Annotated in this window: 18 protein-coding genes; 12 read left to right on the top strand and 6 right to left on the bottom strand. The window is 39.3% G+C overall.

Translation table 11 applies throughout. From position 1 onward, the window contains the following. Positions 1-159 precede the first annotated feature (159 nt). The 4 genes from ACYSNO_RS05085 to cydC are packed head-to-tail and all read left to right on the top strand — an operon-like array spanning position 160 to position 6,065. The gene (locus tag ACYSNO_RS05085) at positions 160-1,596 is read left to right on the top strand and encodes a cytochrome ubiquinol oxidase subunit I (protein ID WP_461729999.1); all 1,437 of its coding nucleotides are present in this window, start codon (positions 160-162) and stop codon (positions 1,594-1,596) included. Next, on the top strand, positions 1,593-2,612 hold the full coding sequence (cydB, locus tag ACYSNO_RS05080) for a cytochrome d ubiquinol oxidase subunit II (RefSeq protein WP_461729998.1): 1,020 nt from the start codon (positions 1,593-1,595) through the stop codon (positions 2,610-2,612). The genes ACYSNO_RS05085 and cydB overlap by 4 nt, the downstream gene beginning before the upstream one ends. Then, complete coding sequence (gene cydD / locus ACYSNO_RS05075; protein WP_461729997.1) at positions 2,609-4,330, top strand: thiol reductant ABC exporter subunit CydD; 1,722 nt, start codon at positions 2,609-2,611, stop codon at positions 4,328-4,330. The genes cydB and cydD overlap by 4 nt, the downstream gene beginning before the upstream one ends. Then, positions 4,323-6,065, top strand: a complete 1,743-nt coding sequence (gene cydC, locus ACYSNO_RS05070; protein WP_461729996.1) for a thiol reductant ABC exporter subunit CydC — start codon at positions 4,323-4,325, stop codon at positions 6,063-6,065. The genes cydD and cydC overlap by 8 nt, the downstream gene beginning before the upstream one ends. 107 nt (positions 6,066-6,172) lie before the next feature. Here cydC and ACYSNO_RS05065 read toward each other — a convergent pair whose 3' ends face one another. After that, on the bottom strand, positions 6,173-7,153 hold the full coding sequence (locus ACYSNO_RS05065) for a polyprenyl synthetase family protein (RefSeq protein WP_461729995.1): 981 nt from the start codon (positions 7,151-7,153) through the stop codon (positions 6,173-6,175). A gap of 91 nt (positions 7,154-7,244) precedes the next feature. Between ACYSNO_RS05065 and ACYSNO_RS05060 the strand changes: the two genes are divergently transcribed. After that, positions 7,245-8,156, top strand: coding sequence for a 1,4-dihydroxy-2-naphthoate polyprenyltransferase (locus ACYSNO_RS05060; RefSeq protein WP_461729994.1), 912 nt, complete (start codon positions 7,245-7,247; stop codon positions 8,154-8,156). Between the two features lie 21 nt (positions 8,157-8,177). Next, positions 8,178-9,377: an NAD(P)/FAD-dependent oxidoreductase gene (locus tag ACYSNO_RS05055; RefSeq protein ID WP_461729993.1), complete on the top strand. Its 1,200-nt coding sequence runs from the start codon at positions 8,178-8,180 to the stop codon at positions 9,375-9,377. Between the two features lie 196 nt (positions 9,378-9,573). Here the strand turns inward: ACYSNO_RS05055 and lacB are convergent, their stop codons facing one another. Genes lacB through ACYSNO_RS05035 form a run of 4 tightly spaced genes read right to left on the bottom strand, consistent with a single transcriptional unit; the run spans position 9,574 to position 12,287 of the window. Then, complete coding sequence (lacB, locus tag ACYSNO_RS05050) at positions 9,574-10,089, bottom strand: galactose-6-phosphate isomerase subunit LacB (RefSeq protein WP_461729991.1); 516 nt, start codon at positions 10,087-10,089, stop codon at positions 9,574-9,576. A 33-nt stretch (positions 10,090-10,122) separates the two neighbouring features. Further along, entirely contained in the window at positions 10,123-11,025 is a 903-nt protein-coding gene (gene murQ / locus ACYSNO_RS05045; RefSeq protein WP_461730044.1) for an N-acetylmuramic acid 6-phosphate etherase, read from the bottom strand. A gap of 57 nt (positions 11,026-11,082) precedes the next feature. Beyond that, positions 11,083-11,511 (bottom strand): galactose-6-phosphate isomerase subunit LacA, encoded by a 429-nt coding sequence (lacA, locus tag ACYSNO_RS05040; protein WP_461729990.1) that lies wholly within the window; start codon positions 11,509-11,511, stop codon positions 11,083-11,085. A 14-nt stretch (positions 11,512-11,525) separates the two neighbouring features. Continuing rightward, a complete protein-coding gene (locus ACYSNO_RS05035; RefSeq protein WP_461729989.1) occupies positions 11,526-12,287 on the bottom strand; it encodes a DeoR/GlpR family DNA-binding transcription regulator in 762 nt (253 codons plus the stop codon). A gap of 279 nt (positions 12,288-12,566) precedes the next feature. Here ACYSNO_RS05035 and ACYSNO_RS05030 point away from each other — a divergent pair, with 279 nt between their 5' ends. The 5 genes from ACYSNO_RS05030 to ACYSNO_RS05010 are packed head-to-tail and all read left to right on the top strand — an operon-like array spanning position 12,567 to position 16,600. Continuing rightward, positions 12,567-12,980 (top strand): PTS sugar transporter subunit IIA, encoded by a 414-nt coding sequence (locus tag ACYSNO_RS05030; RefSeq protein ID WP_461729988.1) that lies wholly within the window; start codon positions 12,567-12,569, stop codon positions 12,978-12,980. 12 nt (positions 12,981-12,992) lie between these two features. Beyond that, entirely contained in the window at positions 12,993-13,463 is a 471-nt protein-coding gene (locus tag ACYSNO_RS05025) for a PTS system mannose/fructose/N-acetylgalactosamine-transporter subunit IIB (RefSeq protein ID WP_461729987.1), read from the top strand. Between the two features lie 17 nt (positions 13,464-13,480). Continuing rightward, positions 13,481-14,278 (top strand): PTS mannose/fructose/sorbose/N-acetylgalactosamine transporter subunit IIC, encoded by a 798-nt coding sequence (locus tag ACYSNO_RS05020; protein ID WP_461729986.1) that lies wholly within the window; start codon positions 13,481-13,483, stop codon positions 14,276-14,278. Next, positions 14,278-15,087: a PTS system mannose/fructose/sorbose family transporter subunit IID gene (locus tag ACYSNO_RS05015; protein ID WP_461729985.1), complete on the top strand. Its 810-nt coding sequence runs from the start codon at positions 14,278-14,280 to the stop codon at positions 15,085-15,087. Before ACYSNO_RS05020 ends, ACYSNO_RS05015 begins: the two co-directional genes overlap by 1 nt. A gap of 19 nt (positions 15,088-15,106) precedes the next feature. Further along, positions 15,107-16,600: a sulfatase-like hydrolase/transferase gene (locus tag ACYSNO_RS05010; protein ID WP_461729984.1), complete on the top strand. Its 1,494-nt coding sequence runs from the start codon at positions 15,107-15,109 to the stop codon at positions 16,598-16,600. Between the two features lie 66 nt (positions 16,601-16,666). On the opposite strand, the gene ACYSNO_RS05005 is transcribed toward ACYSNO_RS05010, so the two are convergent. Continuing rightward, positions 16,667-17,803, bottom strand: coding sequence for a trans-sulfuration enzyme family protein (locus tag ACYSNO_RS05005; RefSeq protein WP_461729983.1), 1,137 nt, complete (start codon positions 17,801-17,803; stop codon positions 16,667-16,669). Between the two features lie 512 nt (positions 17,804-18,315). Between ACYSNO_RS05005 and ACYSNO_RS05000 the strand changes: the two genes are divergently transcribed. Continuing rightward, entirely contained in the window at positions 18,316-19,650 is a 1,335-nt protein-coding gene (locus ACYSNO_RS05000) for a CoA-disulfide reductase (protein WP_461729982.1), read from the top strand. Positions 19,651-19,653: the final 3 nt, after the last annotated feature.

Below are 19,653 nucleotides of genomic sequence, written 5' to 3'. Positions count from 1 at the left end.
AGAAAAGTTGTAAAGAATACGTGAATAAAGTTTGTAACCAGGATATTTGTGAAATCGTTCTTTGTTATCATTCATTTGAGCCAAATCCATCGTTACTTTTTTAGACAGTTGCTTTGCTTTTTTTTCGAACAAGCACATAGGAGAAATGGAGGAAAAATCATGGAGTTAGATATTTTAACGTTAGCGCGAATTCAGTTTGCGATGACAACCATTTTTCACTACTTTTTTGTACCTTTTTCGATTGGTACAGGTTTTATTGTAGCGATTATGGAAACGATGTATGTCGTTAAGAAAAATGACGTGTATTTAAAAATGGCAAAATTTTGGGGGAATATTTTCTTACTGAGTTTTGCGGTCGGTGTCGTGACTGGTTTAATTCAAGAATTTCAATTTGGGATGAACTGGTCGGATTATTCTCGTTTTGTCGGGGATATTTTTGGTGCACCATTAGCAGTGGAAGCCTTGCTTGCTTTCTTCTTGGAGTCGACCTTTATCGGTCTATGGTTATTCACTTGGAACAAAGTGAGTCCGAAGTTGCACGTGACCTTTATCTGGTTAGTTTGTTTCGGGACACTCATGTCGGCCTTTTGGATTTTAGTGGCAAACAGCTTTATGCAACATCCAGTAGGTTATACGTTAAACAATGGACGGGCAGAAATGACAGATTTTGGAGCATTAATTTCTAGTCATCAAGTATTTTATGAATTTACACACGTGATCTCAGGAGCGATTATCATGGGTGGTACGGTGATTGCAGGAATGGCTGCCATTCAATTGTTACGAGGTCAAAAGAAACAATTGAGCGAAGTCAGTCGTGAAATCTATCAAAAATCATTGCGAATTGGTTTCATCGTGGCACTCGTTGGTTCATTATCAGCTCTTGGAACGGGCGATTTACAAATGAAGGCTTTAGTAGAAGACCAACCGATGAAATTTGCTGCGACTGAGGGACTATATGAAGATTCTGGCGATCCAGCAGCATGGACAGTGATCGCTTGGATGAATACCCATGAACAAAAACGTGTTTTCGGTATTGAAATTCCTTATATGTTAAGTATTTTATCTTATAACAAACCTTCGGGCTACGTGAAGGGAATGAATACGATTCATGCTGAACTAGTGGAAGAACATGGCGAGGGCGATTACTTCCCACCAGTCAATACCTTGTTTTGGACGTTTCGAATTATGGCGGGGATTGCGATGTTGACACTCTTGGTTTCTAGTCTGGGCCTATTCTTAACTCGTAAGAAAAATCCAACACTATATGAATCGCGCTGGATGTTGTGGGTGGTGTCTTTAATGACCGTTACGCCTTTCTTAGCAAATACTTCGGGTTGGTTAGTAACGGAACTTGGTCGTTACCCATGGACGGTTTACGGCTTATTCAAGATTGAGGACAGTGTATCACCAAACGTTTCAGCAACGTCGCTTTTAATCTCAAATATCACTTACTTTACTTTATTCTTAGGTTTGGGTGGCGTGATGGTTTATCTAGTGAACCGTCAACTGCATAAAGGACCAGAGTATCAAGAAGAACAAGAGCAGTTAGAAGCTGCTTCAGCAAAAGATCCATTTGATGGAGGTGCGTACGAATGAGTGGGTTACAATTTTTTTGGTTTGTCGTAATCGGCGTTTTCTTTGGAGGCTTCTTTTTCCTTGAAGGTTTTGACTTTGGTGTGGGGATGTCTCTTAAAACCCTCGCCTTTGATAAAAAAGAAGAAGACCAATTAATCGGTACGATTGGACCGGTGTGGGATGGTAATGAAGTGTGGTTAGTCACAGCAGGTGGCGCAATGTTTGCTTCTTTTCCTTATTGGTATGCGTCTTTATTTAGTGGTTATTACTTGATTTTGTTACTGATTTTAGTTGGTTTAATTATTCGCGGTGTTTCATTTGAATTCCGTGAAAAGAGTCAACCTCAACTTAAAAATATCTGGACGTGGACGTTGGCGATTGGTAGTTTTATGGTTCCCTTTTTCTTTGGTGTCTTATTTGTCAGTTTGATTCAAGGAATGCCCTTGGACGCTGACGGCAATATGACCGCAACGTTTACCGATTATATTAATTTGTTTTCACTTGTCGGTGGGGTGGCCTTAACTTTATTGTCTTATTTACACGGAATGAATTACATTGGAATGAAAACAACAGGGCCTGTTCATGTGAAAGCTCGTAATCACGCCCAAGCCTTATATTGGGTCTTATATGCAGGTTTAGCAGCCTTTGCGGTTTTACTGTATTTAAACACGGATTTCTTTGAATTACGCTTTGTTTCAACGAGTGTGCTACTGGTTCTAATCATTGCTTTAACTGTCGTGGCCAACGTTGCATTAAATAAAGAAAAAGAACGCACGGCTTTTCTAGCAAGTGGTTTAACAATCGTCACCTTAGTTGGGTTGCTGTTTAATGGTTTGTTCCCTCGTGTGATGATTAGCTCGATTTCATCTGAGTTTGATTTGTTAATTCAAAATGCGACTTCCACTCCGTATACGTTAAAAATCATGAGCATGATTTCTTTAACCATCCTACCTTTTGTTTTGGGGTATACGGCATGGTCTTATTACATTTTCAGAGGACGGATTAAACATGATGATCCGGCAGGGTACGGCGAATGATGGATAAAGCTTTAATGCGCTTATCCAAAATGAAACAAATAATGGGGATGCTTGCAGGCTTAGCGGTTTTGCAAGCCCTCTTTATTATTGGGCAGGCGTATACGTTAGCGACTGTGATTACACATCTGTGGCAAGGAGAAGCGCTGCAAGCACAGCTCGTGTGGTTGGTTGGTTTTGTTCTTGTTTATTTGGCGCGTCATGCAATTACTTGGCTACGTGATCATTTATTAGATGTCTATGCTGCAGAGCAAGGGAAAATTTTACGAAAACAATTATTAGAAAAAGTCTTTCGGGTAGGGCCTCAAATTGTCCAAAAACAAGGGACGGGCAATATGACAACGATGGCTTTAGAAGGTGTAACCCAAGTTGAAAATTACATTCACTTAATTTTAGTGAAAATGATGAACTTAATGGTGATTCCTTGGTTGATTCTAGTAGCTATTTTTTTATTAGATTTCCAATCGGGTTTGATTTTAATTTTTATTTATCCTCTAATTATTTTATTTATGATTATTTTAGGTTATGCAGCACAAGGGAAAGCGGACCGTCAATACGCGTCTTTTCAAGTGTTGGCCAATCATTTTATTGACTCTTTGCGTGGGATTGATACCTTAAAAATGTTTGGTCTAAGTAAGCGTTACGGCAAGAGTATTTACCAGACGAGTGAGTCTTTCCGAAAGGCAACGATGAGTACCTTGAAAATTGCGATATTGTCGAGCTTTGCCTTGGATTTTTTTACGACACTATCGGTAGCGATTGTTGCGGTCATGCTTGGTTTGCGTTTATTAAACGGCATCATTTTCTTGTTTCCTGCCTTAACGGTCTTAATCTTAGCGCCGGAGTATTTTGTCCCGATTCGTGACTTTTCGGCAGATTATCATGCGACCTTAGATGGGAAAAATGCGATGGCTGCTATTCGTGAAATTTTAGAAACGCCGGAAGTAGCAGAAGAAACGCTCACCATTTCGGAATGGGGAGCAAACTCAAGGCTCGCCTTACAACAAATGACGATGCAATATGAAGAAAAAGTCGTTTTAGATCGCGTCGATTTGCAAGTTCAAGGATATCAAAAAATCGGCATTATTGGGATGAGTGGTTCAGGGAAATCGACCTTAATTAATCTCTTAAGTGGTTTTTTAACGCCGGTGTCTGGCTCAGGAAGCATTGATGGTCAAGAGCTCCATCATTTCTCTCAAACCGATTGGCAAAAACAAATGATTTATATTCCACAAAATCCTTATATTTTTCAAACGACCCTACGCGAGAACCTAACCTTTTACACACCGAGTGCAAGCGACTCAGACGTGCGCCAAGCCGTCGAAGTGGCAGGGTTAAGTGAATTGGTCTCAGAACTTCCAGAAGGCCTAGAAACGCAATTGGGTGGGGGTGCACGTACTTTGAGTGGAGGACAAGCCCAGCGTATTGCTTTGGCCCGTGCTTTTTTAGATTCTTCACGGAAGGTGCTCTTGTTTGATGAACCAACTGCCCATTTAGATATCGAAACCGAAGTGGAGTTAAAAGAACGTATGCTGCCTTTGATGGCGAATCGTTTGGTCTTTTTCGCCACGCATCGTTTGCATTGGATGCACCAAATGGATCAAATCATCGTACTAAAAGAAGGTGCTTTGGTTGAAATGGGGACCTTTGCTGAATTAACGGCGAAAAAAGGCCACTTTTATGAACTAACGAAACAAATGAGGAGGGAAAGGGATGTTTAAAGTACCACTCTTGACCGCTTTTGCCAAAGATACTTGGGTTCGCCCCTTTATGAAACAATACAAAAAGACTTTAGTGCTCGCTTTGCTGCTAGGCTTTTTGACTTTTTTTAGTGCCGCAGCGCTGATGTTCAACTCTGGTTATTTAATTAGCCGTGCCGCCTCCTTACCAGAAAATATTTTAATGATTTATATTCCTGTGGTTTTGACTCGAGGTTTTGGGATTAGCCGTCCAGTTTTTCGTTATATTGAACGTTTGGTGAGTCACAATTGGGTCTTAAAAATGACTTCGAAATTGCGTTTGAAACTTTATGAAAAACTAGAAACAGATGGTATTTTCTTTAAACGGAATTATCGTATGGGTGATGTGTTGGGGCTTTTGGCAGAAGATATCAATCATATCCAAGATTTATATTTACGGACCATTTTTCCAACGGTCATTGCGTGGAGCTTATATGTCTTCATCGTCTTGGCATTAGGCTTTTTCTCCCTGTGGTTTGCCCTTGTGATGGCACTCTTATTCTTGATACTTGTGGCGGTTTTCCCATTATGGTCGATTCTTGTGAACGGCTCACGTCAAGAAAAAGAAAAACAAATGAAGCATCGATTGTATACGGAGTTAACCGATAATGTGCTAGGTGTTTCCGATTGGATTTTTAGCCAACGCGGGACAGCCTACGTTGCCTTGCATGAACAAACGCAAGCAGAATTACTGGATTTACAAGCGCAGATGCGCCGTTTTAATAATCGTCGTGCCTTTTTGCTGCAAAGTGTTTTTGGTGTGATTATTTTAGCGCTCATTTGGTGGACGAGTCAACGCTTTGTGGGGAACCACGGTGGCGCAGCAAACTGGATTGCGGCTTTTGTTTTAAGCGTCTTTCCTTTAGTTGAAGCATTTGATGGGTTGCCAAGTGCAGCAGAAGAAACGAATCGTTACCAAGATTCACTTGTCCGACTAAACGAAGTACCAACACGACAAGAAGTGCCCCAGCGAACGCTAGCAAATGATTCTTTTGAACTTGAAATCAAAAAAGTGTCCTTTACCTATCCACAAACGAGTAAAGAAGTCTTGAAAGATTTGAGTTTAACGATTCCGCAAGGGCATAAAATTGCGATTTTAGGTCGCAGCGGTTCAGGAAAAAGTACTTTAGGAAGTCTCTTGCGTGGCGATTTGGTACCGACCAGTGGGGAAGTGACACTCGGCGGAATCGCGACGGCCACTTTTGGTGATCAAATTGCAGATTCAATTGGTGTGATTCAACAAAGTCCCTATCTTTTTCATACAACGATTTTAAACAATCTTCGTTTAGGGGACAGTCAAGCATCGAAAGAACGGGTCTGGCAAGTTTTGGAACAAGTCGGTCTGAAAGAATTAGTGGAGAGTTTACCAGAAGGGCTCGAAACAATGGTTGATGAAGCCGGATTACGTTTTTCAGGTGGGGAGCGCCACCGAATGGCGTTGGCGCGTTTACTTTTAAAAGAGACGCCGATTGTTTTATTTGATGAACCGACTGTCGGGCTGGATCCAATTACGGAACAAGCTTTGATTGATACCTTTTTGACGGTATTAAAAGACAAAACGATGATTTGGATTACCCACCATTTGCAAGGCATTGAAAAGATGGATCAAGTCATTTTTATTGAAGATGGTCAATTAGAAATTTCGGGAAGCCCGCAACAATTAGCGCGTGAAAATTTGCGCTATCAGCAATTAAAAGCAATTGATGAAGGGCGATAAAAAAACTGTGACCCATGCACCTTCAAAAAGTTCAATGTTTCATTCAAACTTTTTGAAGGTGACATCAAAGTCACAGTTTTTTGTCTAAGAGGAATCAACGTCCGCTATTAAAAGGTCCGCAGTAACAAATGGGTGGTTAGTTTTTTCAACATTTTTTTGGTTTCACCTTTAGGGAGCGTTTCAATTCCAGCGAGGGCTTGATTCGTGAACGCTTTTGCGTAAGCTTTCGCTTCTTTGACCCCTTGGTGAGTCACGACGAGTTTGGCCACTTCTTGCGCTTCTTCATTTGTGATAGCAGCTTTTTTTTCTAAATAAGGAGCAAAAGCAACCGGTTGATTTTGTTTTGCTAAAAGTAAAGGCAAGGTGTAAACGCCTTGTGCCAAGTCTTCTAAGATGGGTTTTTTCAGGTCTTTTTTCTTGGCGGTATAATCTAGAATATCATCAAAAATTTGAAAAGCCATGCCGATATTTCGACCGATTTGTTCAGCTTGTTGAACCATCGTTTCGGAACAACGGCCAAAGTAAGCACCTTCTGCACACGAAAGGGCAAAAAGTTCCGCGGTTTTTCCATTGATATTTTCGAGGTAGTTTTCGACCGTACTTTCGATTTGAAAACGACTGGCCATTTGATTTAATTCTCCAAGCAATAAGTTTTTCATGGCCTGTGAATTTTTTGCAAGATAGGGAGTGCCGTTCATCGTTTCAATCAGCAAATCGAAAAAGATTGTAAAAAGTAAGTCACCCGTATAGACAGCAACATCTTTACCGTATTGTGCTTGAATGGTCGTCGTGTTGCGTCGTAAAGGAGAGTCATCAATAATGTCATCATGAATCAGACTCGCCATATGTAAAATTTCAAGTGAGGCTGCGATTTTCGTCAGCTGTTGCAGATCTTGTTCATTCTTATTACCGAGATCGGCAAATAAAAAGAAAAAAGTCGGACGTAGGAATTTCCCACCGGCTTGAGCGAGATGCAACAGGGCTCCTTGAATTTCTTTATTATCAATTTGAAACCGTTCTTCAATTAATGAGCAAACGGTTTGGAGTTTGTTTTGAATCATGGGATAATCGTTCCAGTAAGTAAGCATTGTTGTATCCTTTCCTTAATCGCATTCTCTTTCATTCTAGCGCATCTCGCTATAAAAAGGCAATCTTATGCCTAAAATTAAAGGAGTTTTTATGTCAGTTAAAGTATTTTTTGAACTTGTTGAAATGAAGGCGAAAACGGCTAGCGTCTTGCCTTTTCTGATCGGTCTTTGTTATAGCTATTATCATTACCAAACCTTGCACTTAGGCTACGTAGGAATCTATTTTATCGCAATGTTTATTTTTAATATGGCAGTCGATATTTTAGATAACTATAATGACTATCATAATGCCACCGATGTGCACGATTACAAGGAAAAAACAAATATTATTGGTCGTGAAAATTTATCTGTTCGCTTTTTATTTTGGTTAATGACCGGAATGATTCTTTTTTCAGCAGGACTCGGTATTTGGTTAGCCACCCAAGTCGGTTGGCCCTTATTTTGGATGGGACTTTTTTGTTATTTGGTCGGTATTTTTTATTCGTCTGGTCCGAAACCCTTATCAAGTTTACCTTTAGGTGAAGTTTTCTCGGGATTCACGATGGGGATCATGATTTCGTTGATTTGTGTGTACTTAAATGCCTTTGAAGCATTTCGTTGGCAATTTTCGGAAGTTTTGAGTATTGTTATCATTGCCTTACCAAATACGATGTGGATTGCCAATCTTATGTTGGCGAACAATCTTTGTGATTTGGATGAAGACCGGAAAAACAACCGGCACACACTTGTTCATTATTTAGAGAAGCCAGCTGCGCTTTCTTTATTTGTTGGACTAAATGGTGTGGCTCTCATTAGCCTCGGCTTGTCCGTCTGGCTGAATCTTGCACCAAAAACTGTTTTATTAAGCTATCTGATTGTGCCGTTCGTTTGGAACCAAACGAAACAATTTTTACAAAGACAAGAAAAAGGAACGACTTTTTTTTGTGCAGTGAAAATACTGGCCGTCGGATCTGTTACTCAAGTGTTTACCTACCTATTAGGTATAATAATATCTTTATTTTAATCAAAGAAAGAAGTGGAAGTTATGAAAAATGTAACGATTTTAGGCGCTGGATACGCAGGGTTACGAACATTAAGGGAGTTACAAAAAAAGACTGGAGATTTTACGATTACACTTGTCGATCGCAATAGCTACCACTTTGAGTCAACCGATTTACATGAAGTTGCTGCAGGAACACAGCCATGGGAAAAAATCACTTATGAAATTAGTGATGTCGTGAAACCTGCCATGACGACTTTTTTGCAAGATGAAGTCTTAAAAATTGATACAGAAAAACAAGAAGTGCAACTGGAACATGCTGGAACGATTGCATACGATTATTTAGTGGTTGCCTTAGGATTTCGTTCAGAAACGTTTGGCATTCCTGGAGCGGCTGAGTTTGCTTTAGAAATGGTCGATATTGAATCTGCAAAAAAAGTGTATACGCATATTTTAGCGATGATGGATCAATACAAAGCGACCAAAGACCGTAAATATTTAAATATCACGGTTTGTGGAGCCGGATTTACTGGTATTGAATTAGTTGGTTCGTTAGTCGAAAACAAAAAAGAATTTGCAAAACGTGCAGGCGTGAAGCCAGAAGAAATTACCGTTTACTGTGTGGAAGCAGCACCTTCGATTTTGCCGATGTTTAACGATGAGTTACGAAAATACTGTTTAGACAATTTAGCGAAGTGGGATGTTGAGCTCATGCTAGGTAAAGCAATCAAAGGCCTAAAATTAGAAACGGTGATTTACGCAGATGGCGAAGAAGAAAAAGAACTCTCAAGTGGTACAATTGTTTGGACTACGGGTGTGAGTGGGAGTGAAATCATTGGCGCGTCTGGCTTTGAAGAACGCCGTGGCCGTGTGATGGTGAATGCGGATTTAACTGATCCGAAGAATGAAAATGTCTACCTAATTGGTGACGTGAGTGCGGTGATGGACCCAGAAACCAATCGTCCTTACCCAACAACAGCGCAAATTGCTTTGAAAATGGGGGCACATGCTGGTCGTAATATCTTGGCACAATTAAACCAACAACCGACCAAACCATTTACTTTCCAATCCCTTGGTTCTGTGGCGTCAATCGGAAACGCCCACGCTTTTGGATTAGTAGGGAAAATGAACGTTAAAGGGTATCCAGCATCCTTTGTTAAAAAAATGATTATGAATAAATCATTGATGGAAACAGGTGGTGTGAAAGAGGTCATGGCTAAAGGCCGTTTCGATCTGTATCGTTAATGGGAACCTTCCTATGGGATAGGAAATTTAGACAAAATCAATTGTTTTTTAAAGGGAAGCCAAAAAAGTGTTCCTTACTCAGTCCTTGATATGTATATAATTAAACCGCTTCGAACCTTATCTTGTAGAGGTTCGAAGCGGTTTTTGTCATTTGTTATTAGATTTGACAGTGAAAAGGTGTGGGAAGCAGCACCACCTAATCGTGGTATTCTCCAGCATCCCATTTTGTTAGGAATTCATCAAAAGAATGATCGCTCAAATCATTTTTTGATTGGGCATCCAGCGCGTTTAATTTTTGGATGAGCTTCTTATTTTCTGGTGTTTCTTGATAATTTTCTTTTAAAAAGGCATCCACGATGTCGCAAATTAAAAATTCACCTGTAATTCTGCCTCCGAATCCAATAACATTGGCATTTAACTCTTTCTTTGAATAAAGAGCAGTCGTCATGTCTCGTACTAAAGCTGCACGGATACCTGGAATTTTGTTAACGGCATTTGTAATGCCCACGCCAGTTCCACAAATGACGATGCCCTGATCGGCTTCGCCTGAAGCAACGAGCTCACCAACTTTTTTACCATAGATTGGATAATGTGTGCGTGTGAATCCATAAGTCCCAACATCAATCACATCGTATCCTTTATTTCTTAAAAAATCAGCAACGGCGATTTTTGTATCTGTTACAATATGGTCGCAACCGATAGCAATTTTCATTATTTATCCTTCTTTCTATTTTTATTAGGAAGATTATCTGTCTTCTTCTAGCGCTTTACGGATAAAGCCATTTCCTTTAGCTAGTTTTTTTATTGCTTCTTCTTTTGTGCTATTTGTTAAAATCATGAGGATTGCAACTTTTACATTCTTATCCGATGCAACAAAAGCATTGCTCGCTTCTTCGTAGGAACAATCAGTTGCTTGAATGATAATTTGTTTTGCTCTTTCAACTAACTTTAAGTTGGTCGGTTCAACATCGACCATCAAATTTTGATATACTTTACCGATTTGAATCATGGAGGCGGTAGATAGCATGTTTAACACGAGTTTTTGAGTCGTACCAGCTTTTAAGCGTGTCGAGCCTGTCAGTACTTCAGGACCAGGTGCGACTTCGATGGCATAATCGGCATGTTGGCTAATTTCTGCTCCTTGATTACAAGAAAAAGCCACTGTTTTTGCACCAATTGATTTGGCGTAAATTAAGGCACCAATCACATAAGGAGTTCTTCCACTTGCCGCAATTCCGATAACAAGATCTCTATTTGTTAAAGCAATACGTTTCAAATCCTCTTTTCCTAGCGTCGGCGAATCCTCTGCTCCTTCGATAGCGGTGGTCATTGCGGGCATTCCACCAGCGATAATTCCTTGGACCATCTCAGCCGGTGTACCGAAAGTAGGTACACACTCTGCAGCATCTAGAACGCCCAATCGTCCACTTGTTCCAGCTCCAATATAAATTAATCGTCCACCTAGGCGAAAAGTTTTGACAATTTGTTCAATCGTTTGAGCAATTTCAGGTAGCCTCTGTTTGATGCTTTCGGGTACCTTTTGATCTTCTTTATTCATTGTTTCTAAAATTTCGATGGTCGACATTTTGTCTAAATTTATTGTATGGTTGTTTCTAGCTTCAGTTGTTAAAACATTCAAATTAACCATATTCATATTTCACTCCTCTACTGTGCTACGATTGGTTTTTTTGTAAAAAAGGGAAGGCTATCGCATTTTATTTAACATATCTACCCGAATTTGGTGTCTCCCGGCTTCGTAGGAACCTTTTATGAATTCGTTTACAATGTTTTTGGCGAGTTCTTTTCCTACGATATCGCTACCAATTGTAATTAGGGTGGAATTGTTATGTTCACGGGTCATATATGCAGAGCGTTCGTCAGAAACCTCAGCGGCAATGATACCTTTGTGTTTCGTTGCTGCGATGAAACTACCCGCACCGTATTGATCAAAAGCTAAACCTAGGCTAGTTTTATCTTTCTTTAGTTCGTTTACGATTTTTTCAACGGAGTCAATGAAATCCGCTGCGGGGACTTCTGTGACATCGATCACCTTCAAGTCATTTTCTTTAAGATAGTCTTTAATCTCATTTTTTAAAACGAAGCCCGCTTGGTCAGATCCAATAATAATTGTCATGTTTTTCCCATCCTTTACTTATTAATAATCTTAATCGTCTCTTGATACATGTTTAAAACTTCAGAATCTGTTCTAGAATCTGTTATTAAATAATCAATATTTTTTAAAGCGTAGAAATTATAGAAATCTCTTTTATTAAACTTAGAGTAATCAGTGAGAATATATTTTTTTTCTGCACTATTTAAAATATGAGATTGCGTTAATCCTTCGTCTTCATTTGAATTGTAGACGTATTGACGATCGATGGCATTGACACCGATAAAAGCTTTTTGCACATGAATTGTTGAAAGGAGGTCATTGGCAATCGTACCAACAAACGCACCTGTTTTCGAACGATAAGCACCTCCAATCAAGACGAGATCGAATCGAGAATCATGTTTAAATTTATCAAAAACATAGATTGAATTTGTAATAATCTTGGCGTAGTTGATAGTAAGGTAGTCGTAAACCAATTCAATAGTGGTACCAGAACCTAAAAAAACAGTCTCGCCTTCCTTGATCTCAGATGCAATTAAGGAAGCGATTTCTTTTTTTTCTTTTAGATGAATCTCTTTTTTATCAAGGTGACTTAATTCAACTGGGTTGATTGGTTCGTCTGTGATCGCTCTTGCGCCACCGTGGACACGAACGAGTAAACCTTTTTCTTCCAGTTCTTGTAAATCCCGGCGAATGGTCATATCTGTCACTTTTAGCGTTTGGGTAATATCAGTCACAGTAATTACTTGTTTTTGTTTTAACTGTTCTAGTAGGAATTGATGTCTTTCTTCTTTTATCATTAGAACCAACTTTCTTTTTTATTGATTAGAGTTACAGGTAGTGGTCATCTTGCGTATAACAGGAGAGCAATTTCTCCTCCTTGTGTTTGTTTGTATAATACTATTGTTTGTTTTTGTTGTCAATTAGGAACAGAGAAGTTTTAAAATGTTTTATTTTCTCGTGTTTTAAAGAAAAAAAGCGAAAAAACCTATTGACATTCTTTTGTAAGCGCTGTATTCTTGTTTATATCAAAAGAAAACGAATAAAAACGAACAAAAACGATAATAGGAGGAGAGGAATTGCATTATATTTTAACAAGTCATGGACCGTTCGCTAAAGCGGCGCTAGAAAGTGCAGAGATGATTGTCGGAAAGCAAGCAAATGTGACTGTTTTACTAGTGACTCATGACACAACATTGGAGGGAATGGTTGAAGAAATCAAAAAAGAAATTGAAAAACATCCCACAGAGGAAGTGGTCATTTTTTGTGATATTTTAGGAGGTACTCCATTTAATGCGAGTTTTAAAAATTTAGAGGACAATGTAAAAATTGTGACAGGATTTAATTTACCGCTTTTAATTGAGACCTTTGTAGGCAACTATCCAGATTCGAGCACGCTTTTAAAAGCGCTTTCTGAAGTTTATAAGGATAGTTTAACGATTGTTGAAAAAGAAGAAATGCCTATCGAAGAAGAATTTGAGTTTGAACTATAGAGGAGAATGGATATGGGAATAGAATTAGTTAGAATAGATGATCGATTAATTCACGGACAAGTTGCTACGACATGGACTCGAAATTATGAAATTGAGCAAATTTTAATCATCGATGATAAAACAAAAAATGATCCTGTTCAACAGTCGGTTGCAAATTTTGCGGTTCCCGCAGGCGTGAAGGTGATTATCTTTGGTGTGGAGCAGTTTAGTACAATTATGAAAAAAAATGAAATTAAAAAACGAACGCTATTATTATTTACGAATCCGATTGATATTGCTTACTTGGTGAATGAGGGACTAGCGATTAAAGAAGTCAATGCAGGAGGAATGCGATTTAAAGAAGGGAGAAAAAGACTTCATAAAGCAATATCTGTCGATGAAAAAGAACACCAAGCATTTATTGATTTACAAGAAAAGGGCATCCATATTAATGTTCAAATGGTTCCCAAAGATCCAAGAGTTGATTACAAAACACTTTACTAAAATTAGGGAGGGATAAAATGTTAATTACATCTTTATTAGTCGCTATTTGGGCAGGACTATGTGCGCTTGATCAGTTTGGTCCTCATTTAGGTTTTCGAAAACCACTTCTAGCGGGTGTAGTCGTAGGATTCATTCTCGGAGACCCACTCCAAGGATTAATCATTGCGGGAACATTAGAGTTGATGTGGCTAGGAACCAATAACGTGGGGGCTTATCAGCCACCTGATGTTATCTCAGGTGCGGTAGTGGGTGTGGCCATCGGAATTTTATCTGGAGGCGGTGAAGCAGCGGGTGTGGCTGTTGCGATTCCGGTTGCTTTGTTGGTCCAACAGTTAAGTATGGTTGTCATGACGGCTAACGTGACTTTAGTTCATAGAGCAGATAAATTAATTACCAATGGTACGTTTGGTAGAATTAATAAATTACAGTATATTGGTGGATTGGCTTTCTTTTTAAGTCGTGCAATTCCAGTTTTTATCGCAGTATTTTTAGGGGCTCCAGCTATCGAAAAATTTTTATCAATCATTCCAGCATTTGTTTTAACAGGTTTAACAATTTCTTCTAAAATTATTCCTGCTGTTGGTTTGGCAATGTTACTTTCGATGATGATGAAAAAAAATATGTGGATTTTCTTACTGATGGGTTTCTTGTTAGCAACGTTCTTGTCGCTTCCTACGATTGCAATTGCCTTATTCGCCCTGTGCGCAGCAGCTCTGTATGATATTATGATGAATCGTGAAGGAACAGAAACATCAAGCACGCAAGATAGTGCAACAGTCACAGTTGCAGAAGATGAAGGGAGTTACGACTTGTAATGGAAAATAAAATTACAAAGAAAGATTTAACAAAAGTCTTTTGGAAAGTACAATTAATTCAGTTTTCACACAATTATGAGAGAATGCAAAGTCTAGGGACCTTGTATGCGTTAACTCCTGTCTTGGAAAAACTTTATAGCAATCGTTCCGAAGAAGAACGAGTGGAAGCGCAAAGACGACATCTCGAATTTTTTAATAGTCATCCAGTTTTAATTCCTTTTATTTTAGGGATTACAGCTGCTTTAGAAGAGAGTACAGAAGAAGAAGAAAAGGAATCGGTGATTGCGGTAAAAACCAGTTTGATGGGACCATTAGCCGGTTTAGGAGATAGTTTATTAAACTTTACTTGGTATCCAATTGCCGGGAGTATTGGTGCATCTTTTGCCATTGAAGGGAACTTTTTAGGGCCGCTTTTGATGTTCTTGATGATTAATCTTCTCTATATACCTTTAAAATATTATGGTGTTCATTTAGGCTACTCTAAAGGTAGAGATTTGCTGACTTCTGCTAATGGGAAGAAGTTACTCGATCGCATTAGTACATCTGCCAATGTATTAGGGGTGATGGTAACCGGTGCATTAGTGGCATCAACGATTAAAATTACGTTGGGTTTACAATATGGGACAGGTGATACGGCCATTAATATCCAAGAAATGTTAGACAAAGTGATGCCGAATATGTTACCGATGTTAATCACGCTTTTATGTTTGTATCTATTTAAAAAATGGAATGGTAAACATGTTGTAGCGATGATCTTCTTTATTATCTTTGCATCAATCTTGTTATCCGCATTTGGAATTTTAGTTTAGGAAGGAGGCATTTATTTCATTGCGTACAATACTTGTTCTAATCGATACCTTGCGCAAAGATTTTCTTAGTGTATATAATCCGGATACGCCGGTCGCCACACCTAACATAGAGTCTTTTTCCAAAGACTCCTTAATCTTTGATAACCATTATATTGGGTCGACGCCTTGTATGCCGGCCAGACGTGACCTTTTGACGGGGAGACTAAATTTTTTAGAACGTTCATGGGGCCCTGTGGAGCCTTTTGATATTACACTACCAAAACTGCTAGAAGAAAGAGAGATTTTTTCACATCTCACAACCGATCACACGCATTACTTTCGCTTAGGAGGAGAGGGGTATATTAATCAGTATACTACTTGGGATTTTCACAGAGGCCAAGAAGGAGATCCATGGCACTCGATTATTCGAGATCCAGAGTGGATGCCGGAACACTATTATGGAAAACTGAGAAAACAATACCAAGCCAATCGTGAGCGTTGGATCAATGATGAAACGAAATATCCAACCCCTCAAACTTTTCATTCAGCATGTGAATGGTTAGAAGAAAATCAAGGAGAAGACAATTTTTTTCTACAAGTAGAGGTATTCGATCCGCATGAACCCTTTGATGTGCCAGACAAATACATGGAAATGTACGAAACGGATTATCAAGGACCATATTTTGAAACACCATCGTATGGCGGAGTCGATGTTCCAGAAGAAGCAATTGATTATATTCGAAAACGATATTCAGCATTAGTCACAATGACGGATAAATATTTTGGAAAATTGATTGATAAGTTAAAGGCTCTAGATATGTATGAAGACACTCAAATTATTGTGACATCTGATCATGGATATTTTTTAGGAGATCGCCAATTATTCGGGAAAAATTACATGCACAATTTTAATGAGCTCGCTTCGATTCCTTTATTCGTCAAACATCCTCAAGGGGAGAAAGCCGGAGAAAGAAGTGCGGAGTTAACACAAAACATTGATTTAATGCCAACAATTTTAGATCATTTTGAGGTGGAAGTTCCAAAAGAAGTGCAGGGAATCTCCCTTTCTCCAATTTTTAAAGAAGAAAAACGAGAGAAGTCCGTTGCGTTGTATGGGGCACATGGTGTGACTGTTAACCTAACAGATGGAGAATATACTTATTTTAGAGCGCCTAATCAAAAAAATACGCCGTTGTTTGAATATGCGGGGATTCCGACGTCAATTCGCCATTACATTGGCAAAGCACACCCGGAGACCATTGAATATGGCACCTTTTTGAAAAGAACGAATTATCCAGTATTAAAAGTACCAATCGAAACACCTGCTATTTTAGTCGGATTAGATGGCGTGGAAGATTATACAAAAGAGAGTTTGTTGTTTAATATTATTGAAGACCCGCATCAATTATCTCCAATTAAAGATGATGAACTGGAAGGAAAATACAAAAAACAATTAAAGAAAGCTTTAAAGGATTTTGAAGCACCAAGTGAACAATTTGAACGATTAGAATTAGAAGACGAATGTCAGACTTAGAATCCGAATGAAATCAAAAACTCCACTCACGCAACAGGACTGCTGCGCGAGTGGAGTTCATTTTTTTTACTCTGCTAAAGCTTGCTGAAAGTCTTCGATTAAGTCTTCAATGTCTTCAATCCCACAAGAGAGTCTAACAAGCGTTGGTTTGACCCCCATTTTCAAACGCTCTTCCTCTGGCATGGCTGCATGTGACATGCACCAAGGCAAGGAAAGAATCGATTCAACGCCACCTAAACTCACGGCAACAATCGGAATGTTGCAACGATCAAATAATTTTTGAACATGTGCTTCCGAAGCTAGCTCAAAAGATAATACAGCCCCTCCATTTTTTGCCTGTTTCACGTGCGTTTCATACCCCGGATGCGTTTGAAGGCCAGGGTAGTAGACTTGTTTGACTTGTGGGTGTTCTTTTAGGAAAATCGCCATTTTTTGGGCATTTTGAATCGATTTTTCCATGCGCAAGCCCATGGTTTTTACGCCTCGCAGTAGCAACCAACCTTCTTCAACTGCTAAAACACCGCCAAGCGCTTTTTGATGGGTTTTTAATTGTTGGTAAAGGGCCTCGTCGTTAGTTGCAAGCAAACCTGCAATGACATCGCTATGCCCATTGATAAACTTCGTTCCAGAATGGATCACAATATCAATGCCCAGAGGCAAGGTCTCTTGGCCGAGGGGTGTCATGAATGTATTATCACAAGCGACTAGTAAATCATGTTTTTTTGCCAGTGCCGTCACCGCTTGTAAATCGGTAATGGTCAGTAACGGATTGGAGGGTGTTTCTAAATAAAACATTTTTGTGTTTGGTTGAATTGCCGCTTCCCAAGCAGCAACGTCTGATTCATCGACAAAAGTGCATTCAACACCAAAGCGAAGTAAGAATTCATGAACCGTTTGAAAAGTGCCACCATAAATGTTTTTACCTAGTATCAGATGATCTCCCTTAGAAAGTAAAAAGAGTACCGCGTTAATTGCTGCCACACCGGATGAAAAGGCCAAGCCGTATTTTGCATCTTCCAACATTTTTATACATTCTTCTACTGCGGTGATGGTGGGATTCCCGAAACGAGTGTACTGGTAACCTTCATGAGTCGCAATATTTTTTTGATGAAATGTCGAAGCTTGAAATTTGGGAATGGAAGAAGCGCCTGTTTCTTCACAAATAACAGGATAAGCATGTAATAATTTTGTGTTAATGTTCATAATGAGTCCTCCAGTATCATAATAAATGAAAAAATAAAACCCTTACAAAGTGAACGTTACCATAGATGAAAAGGAGTTGTCAATTGAAAGTCAGGAAATGTTATATAACATTCATTTATCTTATGTTATAATTGAAAGCGATAACATTTAAAAAAGGAGTGCTTGTTTCTATGTTGAAAAAAATCGAAAACAACTAAATGATAAAATGGTGAGAAATGTTGACGGCGCTTTCATTACATGGTAAGTTCTTAATGTGAAAAAGTTCTTTTTTGAGTAATTTTTTTGCGAAGCACAACCTTAAAAAATGAAAACAAAAAAGTGAAAAGGAGGTTGAAAAATAACTGGATTGAGTGTTGCTATCTGGTTTTTTCGAAAAAATATTCCTGAAACGAAAAAGAAAGGCTTTTGAGAGTAAGGACTTGTTCGAGCGTTACTTTCGAAGGGTTATGTTTTTTCAAATGATCGAAAAACAGGTACAATGAAGAAAGTAAAATAACAAAGGAGGTAACAAAATGGAAATAGTAATTATCGGTGGCATTGCAGCAGGGATGAGCGTGGCTGCTAAAGCGGCTCGTACGAATAAAGAAGCGAACATCACGGTTATCGAAAAAGAAAAATTCGTGTCTTTTGGTGCATGTGGTTTGCCTTATTTCTTAGGAAATCAATTTGAAGATCAAAAAGAGATGTTTGCTCGTACGCCAGAACAAATGCGAGCGAGTGGGATTGATTTATTGTTAGAACACGAGGTGGTACAAGTAGACTTTGAAAAGAAAACGCTTGAAGTGGTGAATCTAGCAACGAATGAAAAACAACAGAAGTCTTATGATCGATTAATGATTGCTTCAGGCGCACAGCCCATTGTTCCACCGATCCCAGGAATTCAAGCATCCAACGTATACACGATTACCAAACCAGAACCGGTAGCCGAATTAAAAGCGAGATTGGACAAGGTGCAAAATGTTGTGGTGATTGGCGGAGGCTTTATTGGTGTCGAAGTGGCCGATCAATTGGCACTACAAGGAAAAACGGTACATCTCATTGAAGCCGATCAAGCGATTATGGGTGGGCCTTTTGATCCGGAATTTTCGGAAAAATTAAAAATGGCCGTTGAAGAAGAAGGCGTGGCTGTTCATCTGGAAGAACGAGCAGAAACTTTCGTTGTAACAGACGACGTGGTCACTTCAGTGAAGACCAATCGTGGAGAATATCAAGCCGATATTGTCATTGTCGCTGTTGGTTTCCGACCGAATACGCACTTTTTGGCAGGGCAACTAGAGATGCTAGGCAATGGTGCGATTGTAGTAGATGCGCACGGCTGTACTTCACAACCAGACGTCTTTGCAGCAGGTGACTGTGCAACAGTGCCTCATCGTTTATCAGGCGATGTGTATTTACCTCTTGCAACGGTAGCCAATAAAATGGGCCGAATTATCGGTACCAATATCGCGGTGGAAAAAGAAGATTGGTTCGTCTTTCCTGGCGCGCTTGGCTCGAGTGCGATTAAGGCTGGTCAATATGAGGCGGCAAGTACTGGAATCACAGAAAAACAAGCGAAGGCTTTGGGTTTATCGGTTAAAACGACCTGTATCGAAACTTATAACCATTCGAACTATTATACTGTTCAAGAAAAAATTATGATTAAGTTAGTCTATGATGCAAACAGCTACGTCTTGTATGGCGCGCAATTGTTTGGTAAGAATGAAACCGTTCTTCGGGCGACCGGTCTAACAACGGCGATTCATGCAGGAATGACAACGAAAGAATTGGGCTTTATTGACTATGCGTATGCGCCACCTTTTGCCTCTACTTGGGAAGCAATTAACGTCGCAGCAAATACAGCCAAATAAAAG

It is taken from the genome of Enterococcus sp. LJL98 (genome assembly GCF_054871745.1).
This window is presented reverse-complemented; position numbering and strand designations above follow the sequence as displayed.

Excerpts from the sequence above, each read along its gene's own strand:
- ACYSNO_RS05085 (WP_461729999.1), top strand. The coding sequence starts at position 160 with ATGGAGTTAGATATTTTAACGTTAGCGCGAATTCAGTTTGCGATGACA.
- cydB (WP_461729998.1), top strand. The coding sequence starts at position 1,593 with ATGAGTGGGTTACAATTTTTTTGGTTTGTCGTAATCGGCGTTTTCTTT.
- cydD (WP_461729997.1), top strand. The coding sequence starts at position 2,609 with ATGATGGATAAAGCTTTAATGCGCTTATCCAAAATGAAACAAATAATG.
- cydC (WP_461729996.1), top strand. The coding sequence starts at position 4,323 with ATGTTTAAAGTACCACTCTTGACCGCTTTTGCCAAAGATACTTGGGTT.
- ACYSNO_RS05065 (WP_461729995.1), bottom strand. The coding sequence starts at position 7,153 with ATGCTTACTTACTGGAACGATTATCCCATGATTCAAAACAAACTCCAA.
- ACYSNO_RS05060 (WP_461729994.1), top strand. The coding sequence starts at position 7,245 with ATGTCAGTTAAAGTATTTTTTGAACTTGTTGAAATGAAGGCGAAAACG.
- ACYSNO_RS05055 (WP_461729993.1), top strand. The coding sequence starts at position 8,178 with ATGAAAAATGTAACGATTTTAGGCGCTGGATACGCAGGGTTACGAACA.
- lacB (WP_461729991.1), bottom strand. The coding sequence starts at position 10,089 with ATGAAAATTGCTATCGGTTGCGACCATATTGTAACAGATACAAAAATC.
- murQ (WP_461730044.1), bottom strand. The coding sequence starts at position 11,025 with ATGGTTAATTTGAATGTTTTAACAACTGAAGCTAGAAACAACCATACA.
- lacA (WP_461729990.1), bottom strand. The coding sequence starts at position 11,511 with ATGACAATTATTATTGGATCTGACCAAGCGGGCTTCGTTTTAAAAAAT.
- ACYSNO_RS05035 (WP_461729989.1), bottom strand. The coding sequence starts at position 12,287 with ATGATAAAAGAAGAAAGACATCAATTCCTACTAGAACAGTTAAAACAA.
- ACYSNO_RS05025 (WP_461729987.1), top strand. The coding sequence starts at position 12,993 with ATGGGAATAGAATTAGTTAGAATAGATGATCGATTAATTCACGGACAA.
- ACYSNO_RS05020 (WP_461729986.1), top strand. The coding sequence starts at position 13,481 with ATGTTAATTACATCTTTATTAGTCGCTATTTGGGCAGGACTATGTGCG.
- ACYSNO_RS05015 (WP_461729985.1), top strand. The coding sequence starts at position 14,278 with ATGGAAAATAAAATTACAAAGAAAGATTTAACAAAAGTCTTTTGGAAA.
- ACYSNO_RS05005 (WP_461729983.1), bottom strand. The coding sequence starts at position 17,803 with ATGAACATTAACACAAAATTATTACATGCTTATCCTGTTATTTGTGAA.
- ACYSNO_RS05000 (WP_461729982.1), top strand. The coding sequence starts at position 18,316 with ATGGAAATAGTAATTATCGGTGGCATTGCAGCAGGGATGAGCGTGGCT.